This window comes from Pseudomonas sp. NPDC087598 (assembly GCF_044743525.1).
GTDB lineage: Bacteria > Pseudomonadota > Gammaproteobacteria > Pseudomonadales > Pseudomonadaceae > Aquipseudomonas.
Genome location: NZ_JBIUWQ010000011.1, coordinates 95,221 through 110,208, shown reverse-complemented (window position 1 = coordinate 110,208; position 14,988 = coordinate 95,221). Strand labels below are relative to the sequence as shown.

The 14,988-nt window shown below is 58.7% G+C and carries 22 protein-coding genes; 12 read left to right on the top strand and 10 right to left on the bottom strand.

Annotated features, from left to right (window positions below):
* Positions 1 to 4 precede the first annotated feature (4 nt).
* Genes ACIOWE_RS09010 through ACIOWE_RS09000 form a run of 3 tightly spaced genes read left to right on the top strand, consistent with a single transcriptional unit; the run spans position 5 to position 1,982 of the window.
* A complete protein-coding gene (locus ACIOWE_RS09010; RefSeq protein WP_064119359.1) occupies positions 5 to 445 on the top strand; it encodes a hypothetical protein in 441 nt (146 codons plus the stop codon).
* A 1-nt stretch (position 446) separates the two neighbouring features.
* A complete protein-coding gene (locus ACIOWE_RS09005) occupies positions 447 to 1,058 on the top strand; it encodes a superoxide dismutase (RefSeq protein ID WP_201227969.1) in 612 nt (203 codons plus the stop codon).
* Positions 1,059 to 1,088: 30 nt separating this feature from the next.
* Positions 1,089 to 1,982, top strand: a complete 894-nt coding sequence (locus ACIOWE_RS09000) for a ZIP family metal transporter (RefSeq protein WP_401390016.1) — start codon at positions 1,089 to 1,091, stop codon at positions 1,980 to 1,982.
* A 42-nt stretch (positions 1,983 to 2,024) separates the two neighbouring features.
* Here ACIOWE_RS09000 and ACIOWE_RS08995 read toward each other — a convergent pair whose 3' ends face one another.
* From ACIOWE_RS08995 to ACIOWE_RS08950, 10 genes are all read right to left on the bottom strand, one after another.
* Entirely contained in the window at positions 2,025 to 2,300 is a 276-nt protein-coding gene (locus ACIOWE_RS08995; protein ID WP_401390013.1) for an HPr family phosphocarrier protein, read from the bottom strand.
* Positions 2,301 to 2,315: 15 nt separating this feature from the next.
* The gene (gene rapZ / locus ACIOWE_RS08990; protein ID WP_401390010.1) at positions 2,316 to 3,173 is read right to left on the bottom strand and encodes an RNase adapter RapZ; all 858 of its coding nucleotides are present in this window, start codon (positions 3,171 to 3,173) and stop codon (positions 2,316 to 2,318) included.
* A gap of 2 nt (positions 3,174 to 3,175) precedes the next feature.
* Positions 3,176 to 3,640, bottom strand: coding sequence for a PTS IIA-like nitrogen regulatory protein PtsN (gene ptsN, locus ACIOWE_RS08985; RefSeq protein WP_401390007.1), 465 nt, complete (start codon positions 3,638 to 3,640; stop codon positions 3,176 to 3,178).
* A gap of 11 nt (positions 3,641 to 3,651) precedes the next feature.
* Positions 3,652 to 3,960: a ribosome hibernation-promoting factor, HPF/YfiA family gene (hpf, locus tag ACIOWE_RS08980; protein ID WP_401390004.1), complete on the bottom strand. Its 309-nt coding sequence runs from the start codon at positions 3,958 to 3,960 to the stop codon at positions 3,652 to 3,654.
* A gap of 73 nt (positions 3,961 to 4,033) precedes the next feature.
* Positions 4,034 to 5,527, bottom strand: coding sequence for an RNA polymerase factor sigma-54 (locus ACIOWE_RS08975; protein ID WP_401390002.1), 1,494 nt, complete (start codon positions 5,525 to 5,527; stop codon positions 4,034 to 4,036).
* A 186-nt stretch (positions 5,528 to 5,713) separates the two neighbouring features.
* Entirely contained in the window at positions 5,714 to 6,439 is a 726-nt protein-coding gene (gene lptB / locus ACIOWE_RS08970; RefSeq protein WP_007953572.1) for an LPS export ABC transporter ATP-binding protein, read from the bottom strand.
* Positions 6,439 to 6,984, bottom strand: coding sequence for a lipopolysaccharide transport periplasmic protein LptA (lptA, locus tag ACIOWE_RS08965; protein WP_116029478.1), 546 nt, complete (start codon positions 6,982 to 6,984; stop codon positions 6,439 to 6,441). Before lptA ends, lptB begins: the two co-directional genes overlap by 1 nt.
* The gene (gene lptC / locus ACIOWE_RS08960) at positions 6,971 to 7,543 is read right to left on the bottom strand and encodes an LPS export ABC transporter periplasmic protein LptC (RefSeq protein ID WP_401389999.1); all 573 of its coding nucleotides are present in this window, start codon (positions 7,541 to 7,543) and stop codon (positions 6,971 to 6,973) included. The genes lptA and lptC overlap by 14 nt, the downstream gene beginning before the upstream one ends.
* An 8-nt stretch (positions 7,544 to 7,551) precedes the next feature.
* Entirely contained in the window at positions 7,552 to 8,076 is a 525-nt protein-coding gene (locus ACIOWE_RS08955; protein WP_201235327.1) for an HAD family hydrolase, read from the bottom strand.
* The gene (locus ACIOWE_RS08950; RefSeq protein ID WP_047299779.1) at positions 8,077 to 9,051 is read right to left on the bottom strand and encodes a KpsF/GutQ family sugar-phosphate isomerase; all 975 of its coding nucleotides are present in this window, start codon (positions 9,049 to 9,051) and stop codon (positions 8,077 to 8,079) included. It abuts the gene before it with no gap.
* Between the two features lie 275 nt (positions 9,052 to 9,326).
* Between ACIOWE_RS08950 and ACIOWE_RS08945 the strand changes: the two genes are divergently transcribed.
* From ACIOWE_RS08945 to ACIOWE_RS08905, 9 genes are all read left to right on the top strand, one after another.
* On the top strand, positions 9,327 to 10,136 hold the full coding sequence (locus tag ACIOWE_RS08945) for an ATP-binding cassette domain-containing protein (RefSeq protein WP_401389996.1): 810 nt from the start codon (positions 9,327 to 9,329) through the stop codon (positions 10,134 to 10,136).
* Complete coding sequence (mlaE, locus tag ACIOWE_RS08940) at positions 10,136 to 10,933, top strand: lipid asymmetry maintenance ABC transporter permease subunit MlaE (protein ID WP_201235318.1); 798 nt, start codon at positions 10,136 to 10,138, stop codon at positions 10,931 to 10,933. The genes ACIOWE_RS08945 and mlaE overlap by 1 nt, the downstream gene beginning before the upstream one ends.
* Positions 10,933 to 11,400 carry an outer membrane lipid asymmetry maintenance protein MlaD gene (gene mlaD, locus ACIOWE_RS08935; RefSeq protein WP_007967220.1) on the top strand — a complete coding sequence of 156 codons (468 nt, stop codon included), beginning with the start codon at positions 10,933 to 10,935 and terminating at the stop codon, positions 11,398 to 11,400. The genes mlaE and mlaD overlap by 1 nt, the downstream gene beginning before the upstream one ends.
* 11 nt (positions 11,401 to 11,411) lie before the next feature.
* Positions 11,412 to 12,056, top strand: coding sequence for a phospholipid-binding protein MlaC (locus ACIOWE_RS08930; protein WP_201235316.1), 645 nt, complete (start codon positions 11,412 to 11,414; stop codon positions 12,054 to 12,056).
* Complete coding sequence (locus ACIOWE_RS08925; RefSeq protein ID WP_201235314.1) at positions 12,053 to 12,358, top strand: lipid asymmetry maintenance protein MlaB; 306 nt, start codon at positions 12,053 to 12,055, stop codon at positions 12,356 to 12,358. Before ACIOWE_RS08930 ends, ACIOWE_RS08925 begins: the two co-directional genes overlap by 4 nt.
* 115 nt (positions 12,359 to 12,473) lie before the next feature.
* Positions 12,474 to 12,713 carry a BolA family protein gene (locus ACIOWE_RS08920; RefSeq protein WP_007912386.1) on the top strand — a complete coding sequence of 80 codons (240 nt, stop codon included), beginning with the start codon at positions 12,474 to 12,476 and terminating at the stop codon, positions 12,711 to 12,713.
* A 22-nt stretch (positions 12,714 to 12,735) separates the two neighbouring features.
* Entirely contained in the window at positions 12,736 to 14,001 is a 1,266-nt protein-coding gene (gene murA, locus ACIOWE_RS08915) for a UDP-N-acetylglucosamine 1-carboxyvinyltransferase (RefSeq protein WP_201235312.1), read from the top strand.
* A 127-nt stretch (positions 14,002 to 14,128) separates the two neighbouring features.
* Positions 14,129 to 14,764: an ATP phosphoribosyltransferase gene (gene hisG / locus ACIOWE_RS08910; RefSeq protein ID WP_016771668.1), complete on the top strand. Its 636-nt coding sequence runs from the start codon at positions 14,129 to 14,131 to the stop codon at positions 14,762 to 14,764.
* A 125-nt stretch (positions 14,765 to 14,889) separates the two neighbouring features.
* Positions 14,890 to 14,988: hypothetical protein (locus tag ACIOWE_RS08905; protein WP_401390046.1), on the top strand; the 99-nt coding region annotated here is incomplete at its 3' end.

Below are 14,988 nucleotides of genomic sequence, written 5' to 3'. Positions count from 1 at the left end.
CACCATGGAGCACTGGAAACTCACGATCGAACGGGCCAATCGCTGCTTCATGCTGGGCGAATTGATCGACGCCCGTGAGGCTTACCTGCAAGCCCTGGCCCTGGCGCAAGTGTTGTTCGAACGCTGGGCAGATGCCGACGAAGCGGTGGCGGCCTGCGTCATCTCCCATCACAACCTGGCAGATCTGCACCTGCGCCTGAATCAGCCAGAGGAGAGCGCCGAGTATCTCTGCGCGATCCACCAGCGGCTGTTGCAGACCATGCAGGACGAGCGCCTGCGCCCGGCCCTGCGTGAAGCGGCGCTGCGCCAGAGCAGCAAGACCTACGTCGAGTTGCTGAATTTCATCAGCGAGCACGGCGAATACCCACGCACTCAGCGCCTGCTGCACCCGGATACCGGCAATGCGCGTCGCGCGCCTGCCCCACATCACCATGGAGTCCATTGAAATGGCTTTTACCCTGCCTGCCTTGCCTTACGCCTACGACGCCCTCGAACCGCATATCGATGCGCAGACCATGGAGATCCACTACACCAAGCATCATCAGACCTACATCAACAACCTCAACGCCGCAGTAGAAGGCACGGAATATGCCGAGTGGCCGGTGGAAAAACTGGTCGCCAGCGTTCAGCAATTGCCGGAAAAACTCCGTGCAGCAGTGATCAATCAGGGCGGCGGTCACGCCAACCATTCGCTGTTCTGGGAAGTCATGGTGCCAAGCGGTGGCGGTAAGCCTGATGGTGCACTGGCCAAGGCCATTGATGAACAACTGGGTGGTCTGGACAGTTTCAAAGAGGCGTTCACCAAAGCCGCGTTGACCCGTTTCGGCAGTGGTTGGGCCTGGCTCAGCGTGACCCCTGAGAAAAAGCTGATCGTGGAAAGCAGCGGCAATCAGGACAGTCCACTGATGAATGGCAATACGCCGATTCTTGGTCTCGACGTCTGGGAGCACGCCTATTACTTGCGTTACCAGAACCGTCGTCCGGAATACATCAACGCGTTCTACAACGTGATCAATTGGCCTGAAGTGGCTGCGCGCTACAAAGCCGCACTGGTTTAAGTCGTCTATAAAAACAATTCAAGGCTGACTATGGGCACTGAAACACTGGCGATCGGAAGTGGGCGTATGTTTCGTTACGCGGTGGGGTCGCTCTTGCTGTTGGCGGGCATGACCTTGCTGGTCGCTCACGGACTGGAATGGCTGGATCTGGAACCGAGGCTTTCCCGGGCGTTGCAAGGCGGGGCGATCTGCGCGCTCGGCACGGCGCTCGGGGCGGTGCCGGTGTTGGTGATTCGGCGCATGCCTCAGGCGCTCAGCGATACATTGCTGGGTTTTGGCGCGGGCGTGATGTTGGCAGCGACGGCGTTTTCGCTGATCGTACCGGGTATAGCCGCCGCTGAAAGCCTTGGCCTGACACCGTGGGCCGCCAGTGGCTTGATCTGCTTCGGCATCATGCTCGGTGCGTTCGGGCTGTTTCTGGTCGACCGGCAATTGTCCGGTGCGTCGCCGGAGATGCTCGTGGGCACGCTCGAACGCCCGGTGATTCCACCGCGTATCTGGCTGTTCGTGTTCGCCATCGTTGCCCATAACATTCCGGAAGGCATGGCGGTTGGTGTCTCCGCTGGCGGTGGCATGCCGGATGCCGACAGTCTGGCCATGGGCATTGCCTTGCAGGATGTGCCGGAAGGTCTGGTGATTGCGCTGGTGCTGGCCGGGGCGGGGATGTCGCGGGTCAAGGCGTTCCTGATCGGCGCGGCGTCGGGTCTGGTTGAGCCGGTGTTTGCCCTGTTGTGTGCGTGGCTGGTGAGCCTGGCGCAGGTGTTGTTGCCGTTAGGTTTGGCGCTGGCGGCGGGGGCTATGCTGCTGGTGGTGACCCACGAAGTGATCCCCGAGTCGCGACGCAATGGTCATGACAAACTGGCCAGTCTTGGGTTGTTGATCGGGTTTTGTTTGATGATGGTGATGGATACAGCGTTGGGTTGAGTTGAATTGTGGCGAGGGAGCAAGCTCCCTCGCCACAGGCGATCAGCCGCCTTCGCCGAAGTAGTCGTTGATCAGATTCACCAATGCCTGCAAGGCTTCGTCAGCCTGCTCACCTTCGGTACTCAGGTGAATGATCGTGCCCTTGCCGGCAGCGAGCATCATCATGGCCATGATGCTTTTTCCGTCGACCATGGCCTCTGGAGTCCGCCCGACACGAATCTTGCAATCTTTGAACTCACCGGCGACGCCAACGAACTTCGCGGAAGCTCGGGCATGCAAACCCAGTTTATTGATGATTTCGATTTCCAGAGCAGGCATCGCGGTGTGAATCCTTTAAGTGAGGTCGCGGTGGCGAACCTGGACGTTCTTCAGGGTTTTCTGCAGGGCCTGACCCAGGCGTTCGGTCAGGTAGACGGAGCGGTGATGCCCGCCGGTACAGCCAATGGCAATGGTGACATAGGCGCGGTTGCTCGCGGCGAAGCGCGGCAGCCACTTGTGCAAGTAGGTGAAGATGTCCTGGAACATTTCCTCCACTTCTGGCTGCGCCGCCAGATATTCCGCCACGGGTTCATCGAGACCCGATTGCGCGCGCAATTCAGGTTTCCAGTACGGGTTGGGCAGGCAGCGCACATCGAACACCAGATCTGCATCCACCGGCATGCCGCGCTTGAAGCCGAATGATTCGACCAGGAACGCGGTGCCCGGCTCCGGCTGATTCAGCAAACGCAACTTGATGGTGTCGCGCAGCTGGTACAGATTCAGATTGGTGGTGTTGATCTTCAGGTCGGCGAGGTCGGCGATAGGGCCGAGCAGAGCGGTTTCATCCTGAATCGCTTCGGCCAGCGAGCGGTTGGCGTTACTCAGCGGATGGCGACGGCGGGTTTCGGAAAAACGCTTGAGCAGGGTTTCCTCGTCGGCATCCAGATACAAGACATCGCACTGAATGTGCTTGCTGCGGACATCTTCAAGCAGTTCCGGGAAACGCGTCAGATGGCTCGGCAGGTTACGCGCATCGATTGACACGGCCACCAGCGGTTGCGCCAGTTCAGTGTGAATCAGCGCGCGTTCGGCCAGTTCCGGCAGCAGGCCGGCCGGCAGATTGTCGATGCAGTAATAACCGTTGTCCTCAAGGACATCCAGGGCGGTGCTTTTACCCGAGCCGGAACGGCCGCTGACAATGATCAAGCGCATGATTAGTGCCCGTTCTGCTCGTCCAGAACGACCTGGTACAAGGCTTCGTTGCTCGCGGCGCTGCGCAATTTATCGCGCACGTCCTTGCGGTCGAGCATGCTGGCGATCTGGCGTAGTAACTCCAGATGTGCATCGGTAGCCGCTTCCGGGACCAGCAAAACGAACAGCAGGTCAACCGGGGCGCCATCGATGGCGTCGAAATCGATAGGGGCTTCAAGGTGCATCAAGGCGCTGATTGGCGACTGGCAACCCTTGAGGCGGCAGTGGGGAATGGCGATGCCGTTACCAAAACCGGTAGAGCCGAGTTTTTCACGGGCGATCAGGGCCTCGAAGACATCTTGCATCTCCAGATCCGGCACTTCGCGGGCGATCAGGTTGGCAATTTGTTCGAGGGCTTTCTTTTTACTGCCGCCCGGCACGTTCACCAGGGAACGGCCGGGGGTCAGGATACTTTCAAGTCGGATCATGGAGTAGGGGGTTATCGACCGGTAGCGCCCTGGAGGAGGCTCTGGGTCTTTTCCTTATGCTTTTTGAGTTGGCGATCCAGCTTGTCGGTCAGTGAGTCGATCGCGGCATACATGTCGTCATGCTCGGCATTGGCGACCACTTCTCCGCCGGGTATATGCAAGGTGGCTTCGATTTTCTGCTTCAGCTTTTCGACGCACATCGTGACTTGCACGTTGGTGATCTTGTCGAAATGGCGCTCCAATCGTTCGAGTTTCTCGTTGATGTAGATGCGCAGCGGTTCGGTCACTTCCAGTTGGTGTCCACTGATGTTGACTTGCATACAGCTTCTCCTTCGTTGCCAGTGCATAAAGCGGCAGGCTGGATAGCCTGCCACTGGAACGCTGTAACGTGGCTTACATCAACCGCTTGCGTTCGCTCGAAGGCGCGATCCCGAGGGATTCGCGGTACGTTGCGAAGGTTGGGCGTCCCCACTTAATGCCTTGTTGCACCAGTAAAACAGCGAAATTGCTGTCACTCAACGGCTTTTTCTGATTTTCCGCGGCAACCAGTTTTTTGATGATCGCGCGGATCGCCGTGGACGAGCATTCGCCGCCTTCGGAGGTGCTTACGTGGCTGGAGAAAAAGTATTTCAGTTCATAAATACCGCGCGGGGTATGCATGAATTTCTGCGTGGTCACCCGGGAAATCGTCGATTCGTGCATGCCGACCGCTTCGGCGATGTCATGCAGGACCAGCGGCTTCATGGCTTCGTCGCCGTATTCCAGGAAGCCGCGCTGATGCTCGACGATCTGCGTGGCCACTTTCATCAGGGTTTCGTTGCGGCTTTGCAGGCTTTTGATGAACCAGCGAGCTTCCTGCAACTGATTGCGCATGAAGGTGTTGTCGGCGCTGGTATCGGCGCGACGCACGAAACCGGCGTACTGGGCGTTGACCCGCAGGCGTGGCACGGACTCCTGATTGAGCTCGACCAGCCAGCGCTCGTTGTCCTTGCGCACGATGACGTCCGGTACGACGTACTCGGCTTCTGTGGACTCGATCTGCGAGCCCGGACGCGGGTTGAGGCTCTGCACCAGTTCGATGACCTGACGCAGTTCGTCTTCCTTGAGTTTCATGCGGCGCATCAACTGGCTGTAATCGCGGCTGCCGAGCAAGTCGATGTAGTCGGTGACCAGACGCTTCGCTTCGGCCAGCCAAGGGGTCTTGGCCGACAACTGGCGCAATTGCAGCAGCAGACACTCGCCGAGGTTGCGGGCGCCAATACCAGCGGGTTCGAATTGCTGGATGCGGTGCAGGACGGCTTCGATCTCGTCCAGCTCGATGTCCAGCTCCGGATCGAACGCCTCAAGGATTTCTTCGAGTGTTTCGTCCAGATAACCCTGATTGTTGATGCAATCGATCAGGGTGACGGCGATCAGTCGATCGGTGTCGGACATCGGTGCCAGGTTCAATTGCCACAGCAAGTGGCTTTGCAGGCTTTCGCCAGCGGAAGTGCGTGTGGTGAAGTCCCACTCGTCGTCATCGCTGCTGGGCAGGCTGCTGGCACTGGTCTGGTAAACGTCTTCCCAGGCCGTATCGACCGGAAGCTCGTTGGGGATACGCTCACTCCAGTCACCGTCCTCGAGGTTGTCCACCGTCGGTGCGGTTTCCTGATAGGAGGGTTCCTGAATCTCGGTGTTGGGCTTCTGTTCGGCGCTGTCGGCCAAGGGATCGGAGTTGTCGAAGTCGTCGCCTTCTTCCTGGCGTTCGAGCATCGGATTGGATTCCAGGGCCTCCTGGATTTCCTGTTGCAGATCCAGGGTCGACAATTGGAGCAGGCGGATGGCCTGTTGCAGCTGCGGTGTCATCGTCAGCTGCTGGCCCATTCTCAAGACTAGCGATGGTTTCATGGCAGGGGCTTAACACCTTATTCGCCGGCGCTATGCGCCATCCACTACAGGGCGCCGGGGCGCCAAACTTAAGCAAATTATATGCCTGAAACTGAAGTGTTTGCCTAGAGCGCTGTAACAATTAAAGCGTATTAAATCCTGCTTGAATCGATACAGCGCCCGGGCGGCTCACCGGGCACTTTGCGCTTACAGGCGGAATTCGTGGCCCAGATACACTTCTTTGACCAGATCGTTGGCCAGGATGGTCGCGGAGTCACCTTCGGCGATCAGTTGACCGTCGTTGACGATGTAGGCGGTTTCGCAGATATCCAGGGTCTCACGCACGTTGTGGTCGGTGATCAACACACCGATGCCCTTGGCCTTGAGGTGGTGGATGATCTGCTTGATGTCGCCGACCGAAATCGGGTCGACACCGGCGAACGGTTCATCGAGCAGGATGAATTTTGGTGCGGTCGCCAGCGCGCGGGCAATTTCCACCCGGCGGCGTTCACCACCCGACAGGCTCATGCCGAGGTTGTCGCGGATGTGGCTGATGTGGAATTCCTGCAGCAGGCTTTCCAGCTCCTTGCGACGGCCGGCCTTGTCGAGCTCCTGACGGGTCTCGAGGATGGCCATGATGTTGTCGGCCACCGACAGTTTGCGGAAGATCGACGCTTCTTGCGGCAGATAGCCGATACCGGCCTTGGCGCGGCCATGCATTGGCTGGTGGCTGACGTCCAGATCGTCGATCAGCACACGACCCTGATCGGCCTGAACCAGGCCGACAATCATGTAGAAGCAGGTGGTCTTGCCAGCGCCGTTCGGGCCGAGCAGGCCGACGATCTGGCCGCTGTCGATCGACAGGCTGACGTCACGCACGACCTGGCGGCTTTTATAGGCCTTGGCCAGGTGCTGAGCTTTCAGAGTTGCCATTACTGGGTTTTCTCGTCGGTTTTCTTCTTCGGCTGGATCACCATGTCGATGCGCGGGCGCGACTCGGTGACTTTGCTGCCGGTAGCGCGACCGGCGCTGGCCAGTTTCTTCACGGTGTCGTAGACGATTTTCTCGCCCTGGGTCGTGTTGTTGTCCTTGTCGACAACCTTGGCCTTGTCGATCAGCACGACGCGATTTTGCGCGGCGTGGTACTGGATCGTCACGCCCCAGCCTTGAACGGGTTTGGTATCGCCAGCAGTTTGCAACTGCTCGAAGTAGGCGAGGTTGCCCACCGAGGTCACCACGTCGATGTCACCGGCCGGCGTGCGAGTAATGGTCACAGTGTTGCCGGTAACCTTCATTGAGCCCTGAGTGATGATGACGTCGCCTTTATAAGTGGCAATGCCATTCTTGTCGTCCAGTTGGGCGTCGTCGGCCTGGATGCGGATAGGCTGTTGCTGATCGTTCGGCAGAGCCCAGGCGCTCACGCTTCCCAGTGCTGCGCCCAGACTGAGCAAAATAGGGAGGGTTTTAACGAGCCTCATACTGTCCTCTTACGTTCGATAGCAGGTGTATCCTGCTTTCCTTCAGATACGCTTTCATTCCCACGCCAGTCGATACACCGCCAGCGCCGTCGATTCTAACGGGTTGCTCGGTCTGCGCATATTGTTCCTGCGGGAACACTGTCATGCGCGTGGAGGTGACCAGTAGATCGCGGTTTTGCTCATCGGTGCGCTTGATGCGTACCGAATCGATCAATTCGACCTGGGTGCCGCCCGAATTCACTTCGCCGCGTTCACTGGTCACGTGCCACGGAAACTCCGTTCCACGGTACATGTTCAGATCGGGCTTGGTGACCAGCGTAATGTCGGTCGCCTTGACGTGTTCGGCCTTTTCGGAGGTCATTTCATATTGCACTTTGCCGTCCGGCAGGTATTGCAGGGTATGCGTATTGGTTGCATACCAGTCGATAGGGGTTTCGACGGACGTGACCGGAGGCTTGTCGAGGAAGCGTTCCGGGCTGATGTTCCAGTAGCCTACCGCTGCGAATATCGCGGCGATGCAGCCAAACAGCAGGAAGTTGCGAAATTTTTTGCTAAACATGGTTTGGCTCACAGGTACGCGGCGTTGGCCGCATCGAGACGGTCCTGGGCGCGCAGGATCAATTCGCAGAATTCGCGGGCGGCACCTTCGCCACCACGGGCCCGGGTCACGCCGTGAGCGTGTTCGCGGACGAAGTCGGCAGCGTTGGCGACAGCCATGCCCAGTCCCACACGGCGAATCACCGGGAGGTCGGGCAGGTCGTCACCGAGGTAGGCGACCTGTTCATAGCTTAGGCCCAGTTGTTCAAGTAGACCGTCCAGAACCACCAATTTGTCTTCGCGCCCTTGAAACAGGTGCGGGATGCCGAGGTTTTTCGCCCGGCGCTCGACCACGGGGGTTTTGCGACCGCTGATGATGGCGGTTTGTACGCCAGCGTTCATCAGCATTTTGATGCCCTGACCGTCGAGCGTATTGAATGTCTTGAATTCACTGCCGTCTTCAAGGAAATACAGACGTCCGTCAGTGAGGACGCCGTCGACGTCGAAAACCGCCAGCTTGATTGCTTTACCGCGTTGCAGCAGATCGGTGCTCATTTACATCACTCCTGCGCGCAGCAGATCGGAGAGGTTGAAGGCGCCGACCGGGCGATCTTCCTCATCGACAACGACCAGTGCGTTGATTCGATGGTCTTCCATGATTTTCAGGGCTTCGGCGGCGAGCATCTCCGGCCGGGCGGTTTTGCCGTGAGCGGTCATGACCTGGTCAATCGTGGCACTGCGAATATCGATGCTGCGATCCAGGGTGCGGCGCAAATCGCCGTCGGTGAAGATTCCCGCCAGTTTGCCGTCGGCTTCAAGGATCACAGTCATGCCCAGACCCTTGCGGGTCATTTCCATCAGCGCGTCCTTGAGCAGCGTGCCGCGCTGCACCTGCGGCAGTTCCTGCCCGGCGTGCATGACGTTTTCCACTTTCAGCAACAGGCGACGGCCGAGGGCGCCACCCGGGTGGGAGAAGGCGAAGTCTTCAGCGGTGAAGCCGCGGGCTTCCAGCAATGCCACCGCCAGGGCGTCGCCCATGACCAGTGCGGCAGTGGTGGAGGAGGTCGGGGCCAGGTTCAGCGGGCAAGCTTCATGTTCGACGTGTACGTTGAGATTGACTTCAGCGGCCTTGGCCAATGGCGAGGCCGGATTGCCGGTCACGCTGATCAACTGGATGCCCAGACGCTTGATCAGCGGCAGCAGGGTGACGATTTCGTTGGTCGAGCCGGAGTTCGACAGCGCGAGGATCACGTCATCGCGAGTGATCATGCCCATGTCGCCATGACTGGCTTCGGCCGGGTGTACGAAAAATGCCGGGGTGCCGGTGCTGGCCAGTGTCGCCGCAATCTTGTTGCCGACGTGCCCGGATTTGCCCATGCCGACCACCACAACACGGCCCTTGCTGGCCAGAATCATCTCGCAAGCGCGTACGAAATCGGCGTCGATATGGGGCAACAAGCCTTGTACGGCTTCCACTTCGAGGCGTATGGTGCGTTGTGCCGATTGGATCAGGTCGCTGGATTGGCTCATGTCAGAAATCGTATAGCCCGATGAAAAGGCGGCGATTATAGCGGTTATGTTGGAAAGCCTCACGCAAGTTCGTCGTGCTTTGTCATTCCTCGTTACCAAAACCCGGGAAAACAGTCTCCAGACCTGTCATTTAGCCGAACAGGGGCCGGTACAAGCCTTGGGCGCATGGCCTTTGCAGTGATATAGTTCGCCGCCAGTTCGGCCTGCCCGGGATGTACGTGCTTTTTAACTAAAGCCAGGCGTCCGAGTGAGAGGCTGCATCGCAAGGAGTTTAGATGAGTGCCGATAACGCCTACGCGGTCGAGCTGAAGGGAGTCTCCTTCAAGCGCGGTGCGCGCAGCATTTTCAATAACGTCGATATTCGCATCCCGCGCGGCAAGGTCACCGGCATCATGGGACCTTCCGGGTGTGGCAAGACCACGCTGTTGCGGTTGATGGGCGCACAGTTGCGTCCTGCCAGCGGCGAAGTCTGGGTCAACGGTCAGAACCTGCCTGCGCTGTCGCGCAGCGATCTGTTCGATGCGCGCAAGCACATGGGTGTGCTGTTCCAGAGCGGCGCGCTGTTCACCGATCTCGATGTGTTCGAGAACGTCGCTTTTCCCCTGCGCGTTCATACCCAATTGCCCGAAGAAATGATCCGCGACATCGTCCTGCTGAAATTGCAGGCGGTCGGTCTTCGCGGCGCCATCGAGCTGATGCCCGACGAGTTGTCCGGCGGCATGAAGCGCCGCGTGGCGCTGGCCCGGGCGATTGCGCTCGATCCGCAGATCCTTATGTACGACGAACCGTTCGTCGGTCAGGATCCGATTGCCATGGGCGTGCTGGTGCGGCTGATTCGTCTGCTCAACGATGCGCTGGGGATCACCAGTATCGTGGTGTCCCACGATCTGGCCGAAACCGCGAGCATCGCCGACTACATCTATGTAGTGGGTGATGGTCAGGTGCTGGGTCAGGGCACGCCGGACGAACTGATGAATTCAGATGAACCACGGATTCGCCAGTTCATGACCGGCAATCCCGATGGCCCGGTGCCGTACCATTTTCCAGCGACGGATTACCGCGCAGATCTTCTGGGGAAGCGCTGATGCGCAGAATTTCATTAATAGAACGCGTGCGCCGTTTCGGCGAAGCGGCAATCGACGCCATTGCGGTGTTCGGTCGTGCAACGCTGTTCCTGTTCCACGCCTTGCTGGGGCGTGGCGGGATCAGCGGCGGTTTCGGCTTGCTGATCAAGCAGCTGCATTCGGTCGGCGTGATGTCGCTGGTGATCATCGTGGTCTCCGGCATTTTCATCGGCATGGTGCTGGCGCTGCAGGGTTTCAGCATTTTGTCGAGCTACGGTTCGGAGCAGGCGGTGGGGCAGATGGTTGCACTGACGCTGCTGCGTGAGCTCGGCCCGGTGGTGACTGCGCTGCTGTTCGCCGGGCGCGCCGGTTCGGCACTGACCGCAGAAATCGGCAACATGAAGTCCACCGAGCAGCTTTCCAGCCTGGAAATGATCGGTGTCGATCCGCTCAAATACATTATTGCCCCGCGTCTGTGGGCCGGTTTCATTTCCCTGCCGGTGCTGGCGATGATTTTCAGCGTGGTGGGTATCTGGGGCGGTTCGTGGGTGGCTGTCGACTGGCTGGGCGTGTATGAAGGCTCGTATTGGGCGAACATGCAAAACAGCGTGAACTTCACCAGTGACGTGCTCAATGGCGTCATCAAAAGTATCGTGTTTGCCTTCGTCGTGACCTGGATCGCCGTATTCCAAGGCTATGACTGTGAGCCCACTTCCGAGGGCATCAGTCGGGCCACCACCAAGACCGTAGTATTTGCCTCGCTGGCAGTGCTGGGCCTGGACTTTATTCTGACCGCTTTGATGTTTGGAGATTTCTGATGCAAAACCGCACCCTGGAAATCGGTGTCGGCCTGTTCCTGCTGGCAGGGATCCTGGCTTTGTTGCTGCTTGCTTTGCGGGTCAGTGGCCTGTCTCCGACTTCGACCACCGATACCTATAAACTTTATGCCTACTTCGACAATATCGCCGGTTTGACGGTCAGAGCCAAAGTGACCATGGCCGGTGTCACCATCGGCAAGGTCACCGCAATCGATCTGGATCGCGACAGCTTCACCGGTCGGGTGACCCTGCAAGTGGATAAAAAGGTCGACAATCTGCCGACCGACTCCACAGCGTCTATCCTGACCGCGGGTCTGCTGGGCGAGAAATACATCGGTATCAGCGTAGGCGGGGAGGACACCCGTCTGAAGGATGGTGGAACCATTCACGACACGCAGTCGTCTCTGGTACTGGAAGACCTGATCGGTAAATTCCTGCTCAATACCGTTAGCAAAGACGCCAAATGAGGAGCTTTTGAATGATCTCTACCTTGCGACGTGGCCTGTTGGTGTTGCTCGCGACACTGCCACTGATGGGTACCGCTGTGGCGGCACAGTCGGCGCACGATCTGGTTCAGGATACGACGAACCGGATGCTCGCCGATCTGCAGGCCAATAAAGAGAAGTACAAGCAGGATCCGCAGGATTTCTACACGGCGTTGAACACGATCGTCGGTCCGGTGGTGGATGCCGAAGGTATTTCCAAAAGCATCATGACGGTCAAGTATTCGCGCAAGGCTACGCCGGCGCAAATGCAGACCTTCGAAGAAAACTTCAAGAAAGGCCTGTTCCAGTTCTATGGCAACGCCTTGCTCGAGTACAACAACCAGGGCATCACCGTCGATCCTGCCAAGGATGAGTCGGGTGACCGCACCAGTGTCGGCATGACCGTCAAGGGCAGCAACGGTGCGATCTATCCTGTGCAATACACGCTGGAGAAGATCAACGGCGAGTGGAAACTGCGCAACGTGATCATCAACGGCATCAACATCGGCAAGCTGTTCCGTGATCAGTTCGCCGACGCGATGCAGCGTAACGGCAATGATCTGGACAAGACTATCAACGGTTGGGCTGGTGAGGTTGCCAAGGCCAAAGCCACCACCGAAGAGAAGTCGGCACAATGACTGAGGCGGCAGTTCGTATGAGTGATGTCGACGAGCTATTGCTCAGCGGAGTGCTGGATTACCGCACCGGTCCTGACTTGCGCAAGGAAGGTCAGGCGCTGATCAAGTCGAGCAAGGCTGCTTCGCTGGTCATCGATTGCTCGGCGGTGAAGAAGTCCAGCAGCGTCGGCTTGTCGTTGCTGCTGTGCTTTATCCGCGATGCGCAAGCCGCCGGCAAGGCGGTAAGCATCCGGGCGATGCCCGAAGACATGCGCGAAATCGCTCAGGTCAGCGAACTGACCGAGCTGTTGGCGCAACCCTGAACCCGCATCGATAAAGAAGCCCCCCGTCAGAGTCCTGCCATGCGGGGTTCGCAGGCGCGGGGCTTTTTTGTATGATGTCCGACCCGTGCGCACAGGGCGCCGATTGAGGTTGAGCATGCAGGCCGTAGAAGTGAAGAGCTTCCTTGAAGGAAAGCTGCCCGGAACGTTGGTAGAAGTTGAGGGCGAAGGCTGCAATTTCCAGCTGAACGTGATTAGCGATGAACTGGCGGCGTTGAGCCCGGTGAAGCGTCAGCAGCAGATCTATGCCCATTTGAACCCATGGATCACCGATGGCAGCATCCATGCGGTCACTATGAAATTTTTCAGCAGCGCGGCCTGGGCCGAGCGCACCTGAGCCTAAGGGCGTCGAGATTCTTATGGATAAATTGATTATTACTGGTGGCGCTCGTCTTGATGGCGAGATCCGCATTTCCGGGGCAAAGAACTCTGCCCTGCCGATCCTGGCTGCGACCCTGCTGTGCGATGGCCCGGTGACGGTCGGCAACCTGCCGCACCTGCACGACATCACCACCATGATCGAGCTGTTCGGGCGCATGGGCATCGAGCCGGTGATCGACGAGAAGCTCAGCGTCGAAATCGACCCGCGCACCATCAAGACCCTGATCGCGCCGTACGAACTGGTGAAAACCATGCGTGCATCGATCCTGGTACTGGGCCCCATGGTCGCTCGTTTCGGTGAAGCCGAAGTTGCGCTGCCTGGCGGTTGCGCCATCGGTTCGCGTCCGGTCGACCTGCACATTCGCGGTCTCGAAGCCATGGGCGCGATCATTGACGTCGAAGGCGGCTACATCAAGGCCAAGGCGCCTGAAGGTGGCCTGCGTGGTGCGAGCTTCTTCTTCGATACCGTCAGCGTAACCGGTACCGAAAACATCATGATGGCTGCTGCTCTGGCCAAGGGCCGCAGCGTGCTGCAGAACGCCGCCCGCGAGCCTGAAGTGGTTGACCTGGCAAACTTCCTCAACGCCATGGGCGCCAAGGTTTCCGGTGCTGGCACCGACACCATCACCATCGATGGCGTCGAGCGTTTGGGTTCGTGTTTCTACAAAGTCATGCCTGACCGTATCGAAACCGGCACCTACCTGGTGGCCGCCGCGGTCACCGGTGGCCGCGTCAAGGTCAAGGATACCGATCCAACCATCCTTGAAGCCGTACTGGAAAAACTTCGTGAAGCCGGCGCAGAAATCACCAGCGGTGAAGACTGGATTGAGCTGAACATGCACGGCAAGCGCCCGAAAGCGGTCAACGTGCGCACCGCGCCGTACCCGGCGTTCCCGACGGACATGCAGGCGCAGTTCATCTCGCTCAACGCTATTGCCGAAGGCACGGGTGCAGTGATCGAGACGATCTTTGAAAACCGCTTCATGCACGTTTATGAACTGCACCGCATGGGCGCCAAGATCCAGGTCGAAGGCAACACCGCCATCGTCACCGGTACTGAAGTGCTGAAAGGCGCGCCAGTCATGGCCACCGACCTGCGGGCTTCGGCTAGCCTGGTGATCTCGGCACTGGTTGCCGAAGGTGACACCCTGATCGACCGCATCTACCACATCGACCGTGGTTACGAGTGCATCGAAGAAAAACTGCAGATGCTGGGCGCCAAGATCCGTCGCGTTCCGGGCTGATTGCTGCATTGGGACACAGGGACGTGTCCGTTGAATTCGTTTTGAGTCGAGCCGGTTTCCGGCTCGATGTGTGTCCGGCGCCGATTGCGACCGGACATGAGTACCTTGATAAGGACTGACGTTTCCCATGTTGACCATCGCACTGTCCAAGGGCCGCATCCTTGACGACACCCTGCCGCTTCTCGCTGAAGCCGGTATTGTGCCGACCGAGAATCCGGACAAGAGCCGCAAGCTGATCATCCCCACGACGCAGGACGACGTACGCCTGCTGATCGTTCGCGCCACCGACGTGCCGACCTATGTCGAGCATGGCGCGGCTGACCTCGGCGTCGCCGGTAAAGACGTGCTGATGGAATACAGCGGCCAGGGCCTGTACGAGCCACTGGATCTGCAAATCGCCCAGTGCAAACTGATGACCGCCGGCAAGATCGGTGCAGCCGAGCCCAAGGGCCGTCTGCGCGTGGCGACCAAGTTCGTTAACGTTGCCAAGCGTTACTACGCCGAGCAGGGCCGTCAGGTCGACATCATCAAGCTGTACGGCTCGATGGAACTGGCGCCGCTGATCGGTCTCGCTGACAAGATCATCGACGTGGTCGACACCGGCAACACCCTGCGCGCCAACGGCCTGGAACCTCAGGAATTGATCGCCACGATCAGCTCGCGCCTGGTGGTCAACAAGGCTTCGATGAAAATGCAACACGCCCGAATCCAGGCGTTGATCGATACACTGCGCAACGCAGTGGAATCGCGACACCGCGGCTGATCTACCTGCGCGACCTTGAGTCGCGCCCGTCTATCCGCCTCATAGCCAGAATCTCAGGTGCCCAAGCGGAAACGACTGCTAAGTTAGGGCGCCTGAGTTTTTGCCATTCCTATGAGGCTCTCGCTATGACCGCACCGACTGCAATTCGCCGACTCAACGCTGCTGACCCGGATTTCGCGCATCATCTGGATCATCTGCTGAGCTGGGAAAGTGTGTCTGACGAC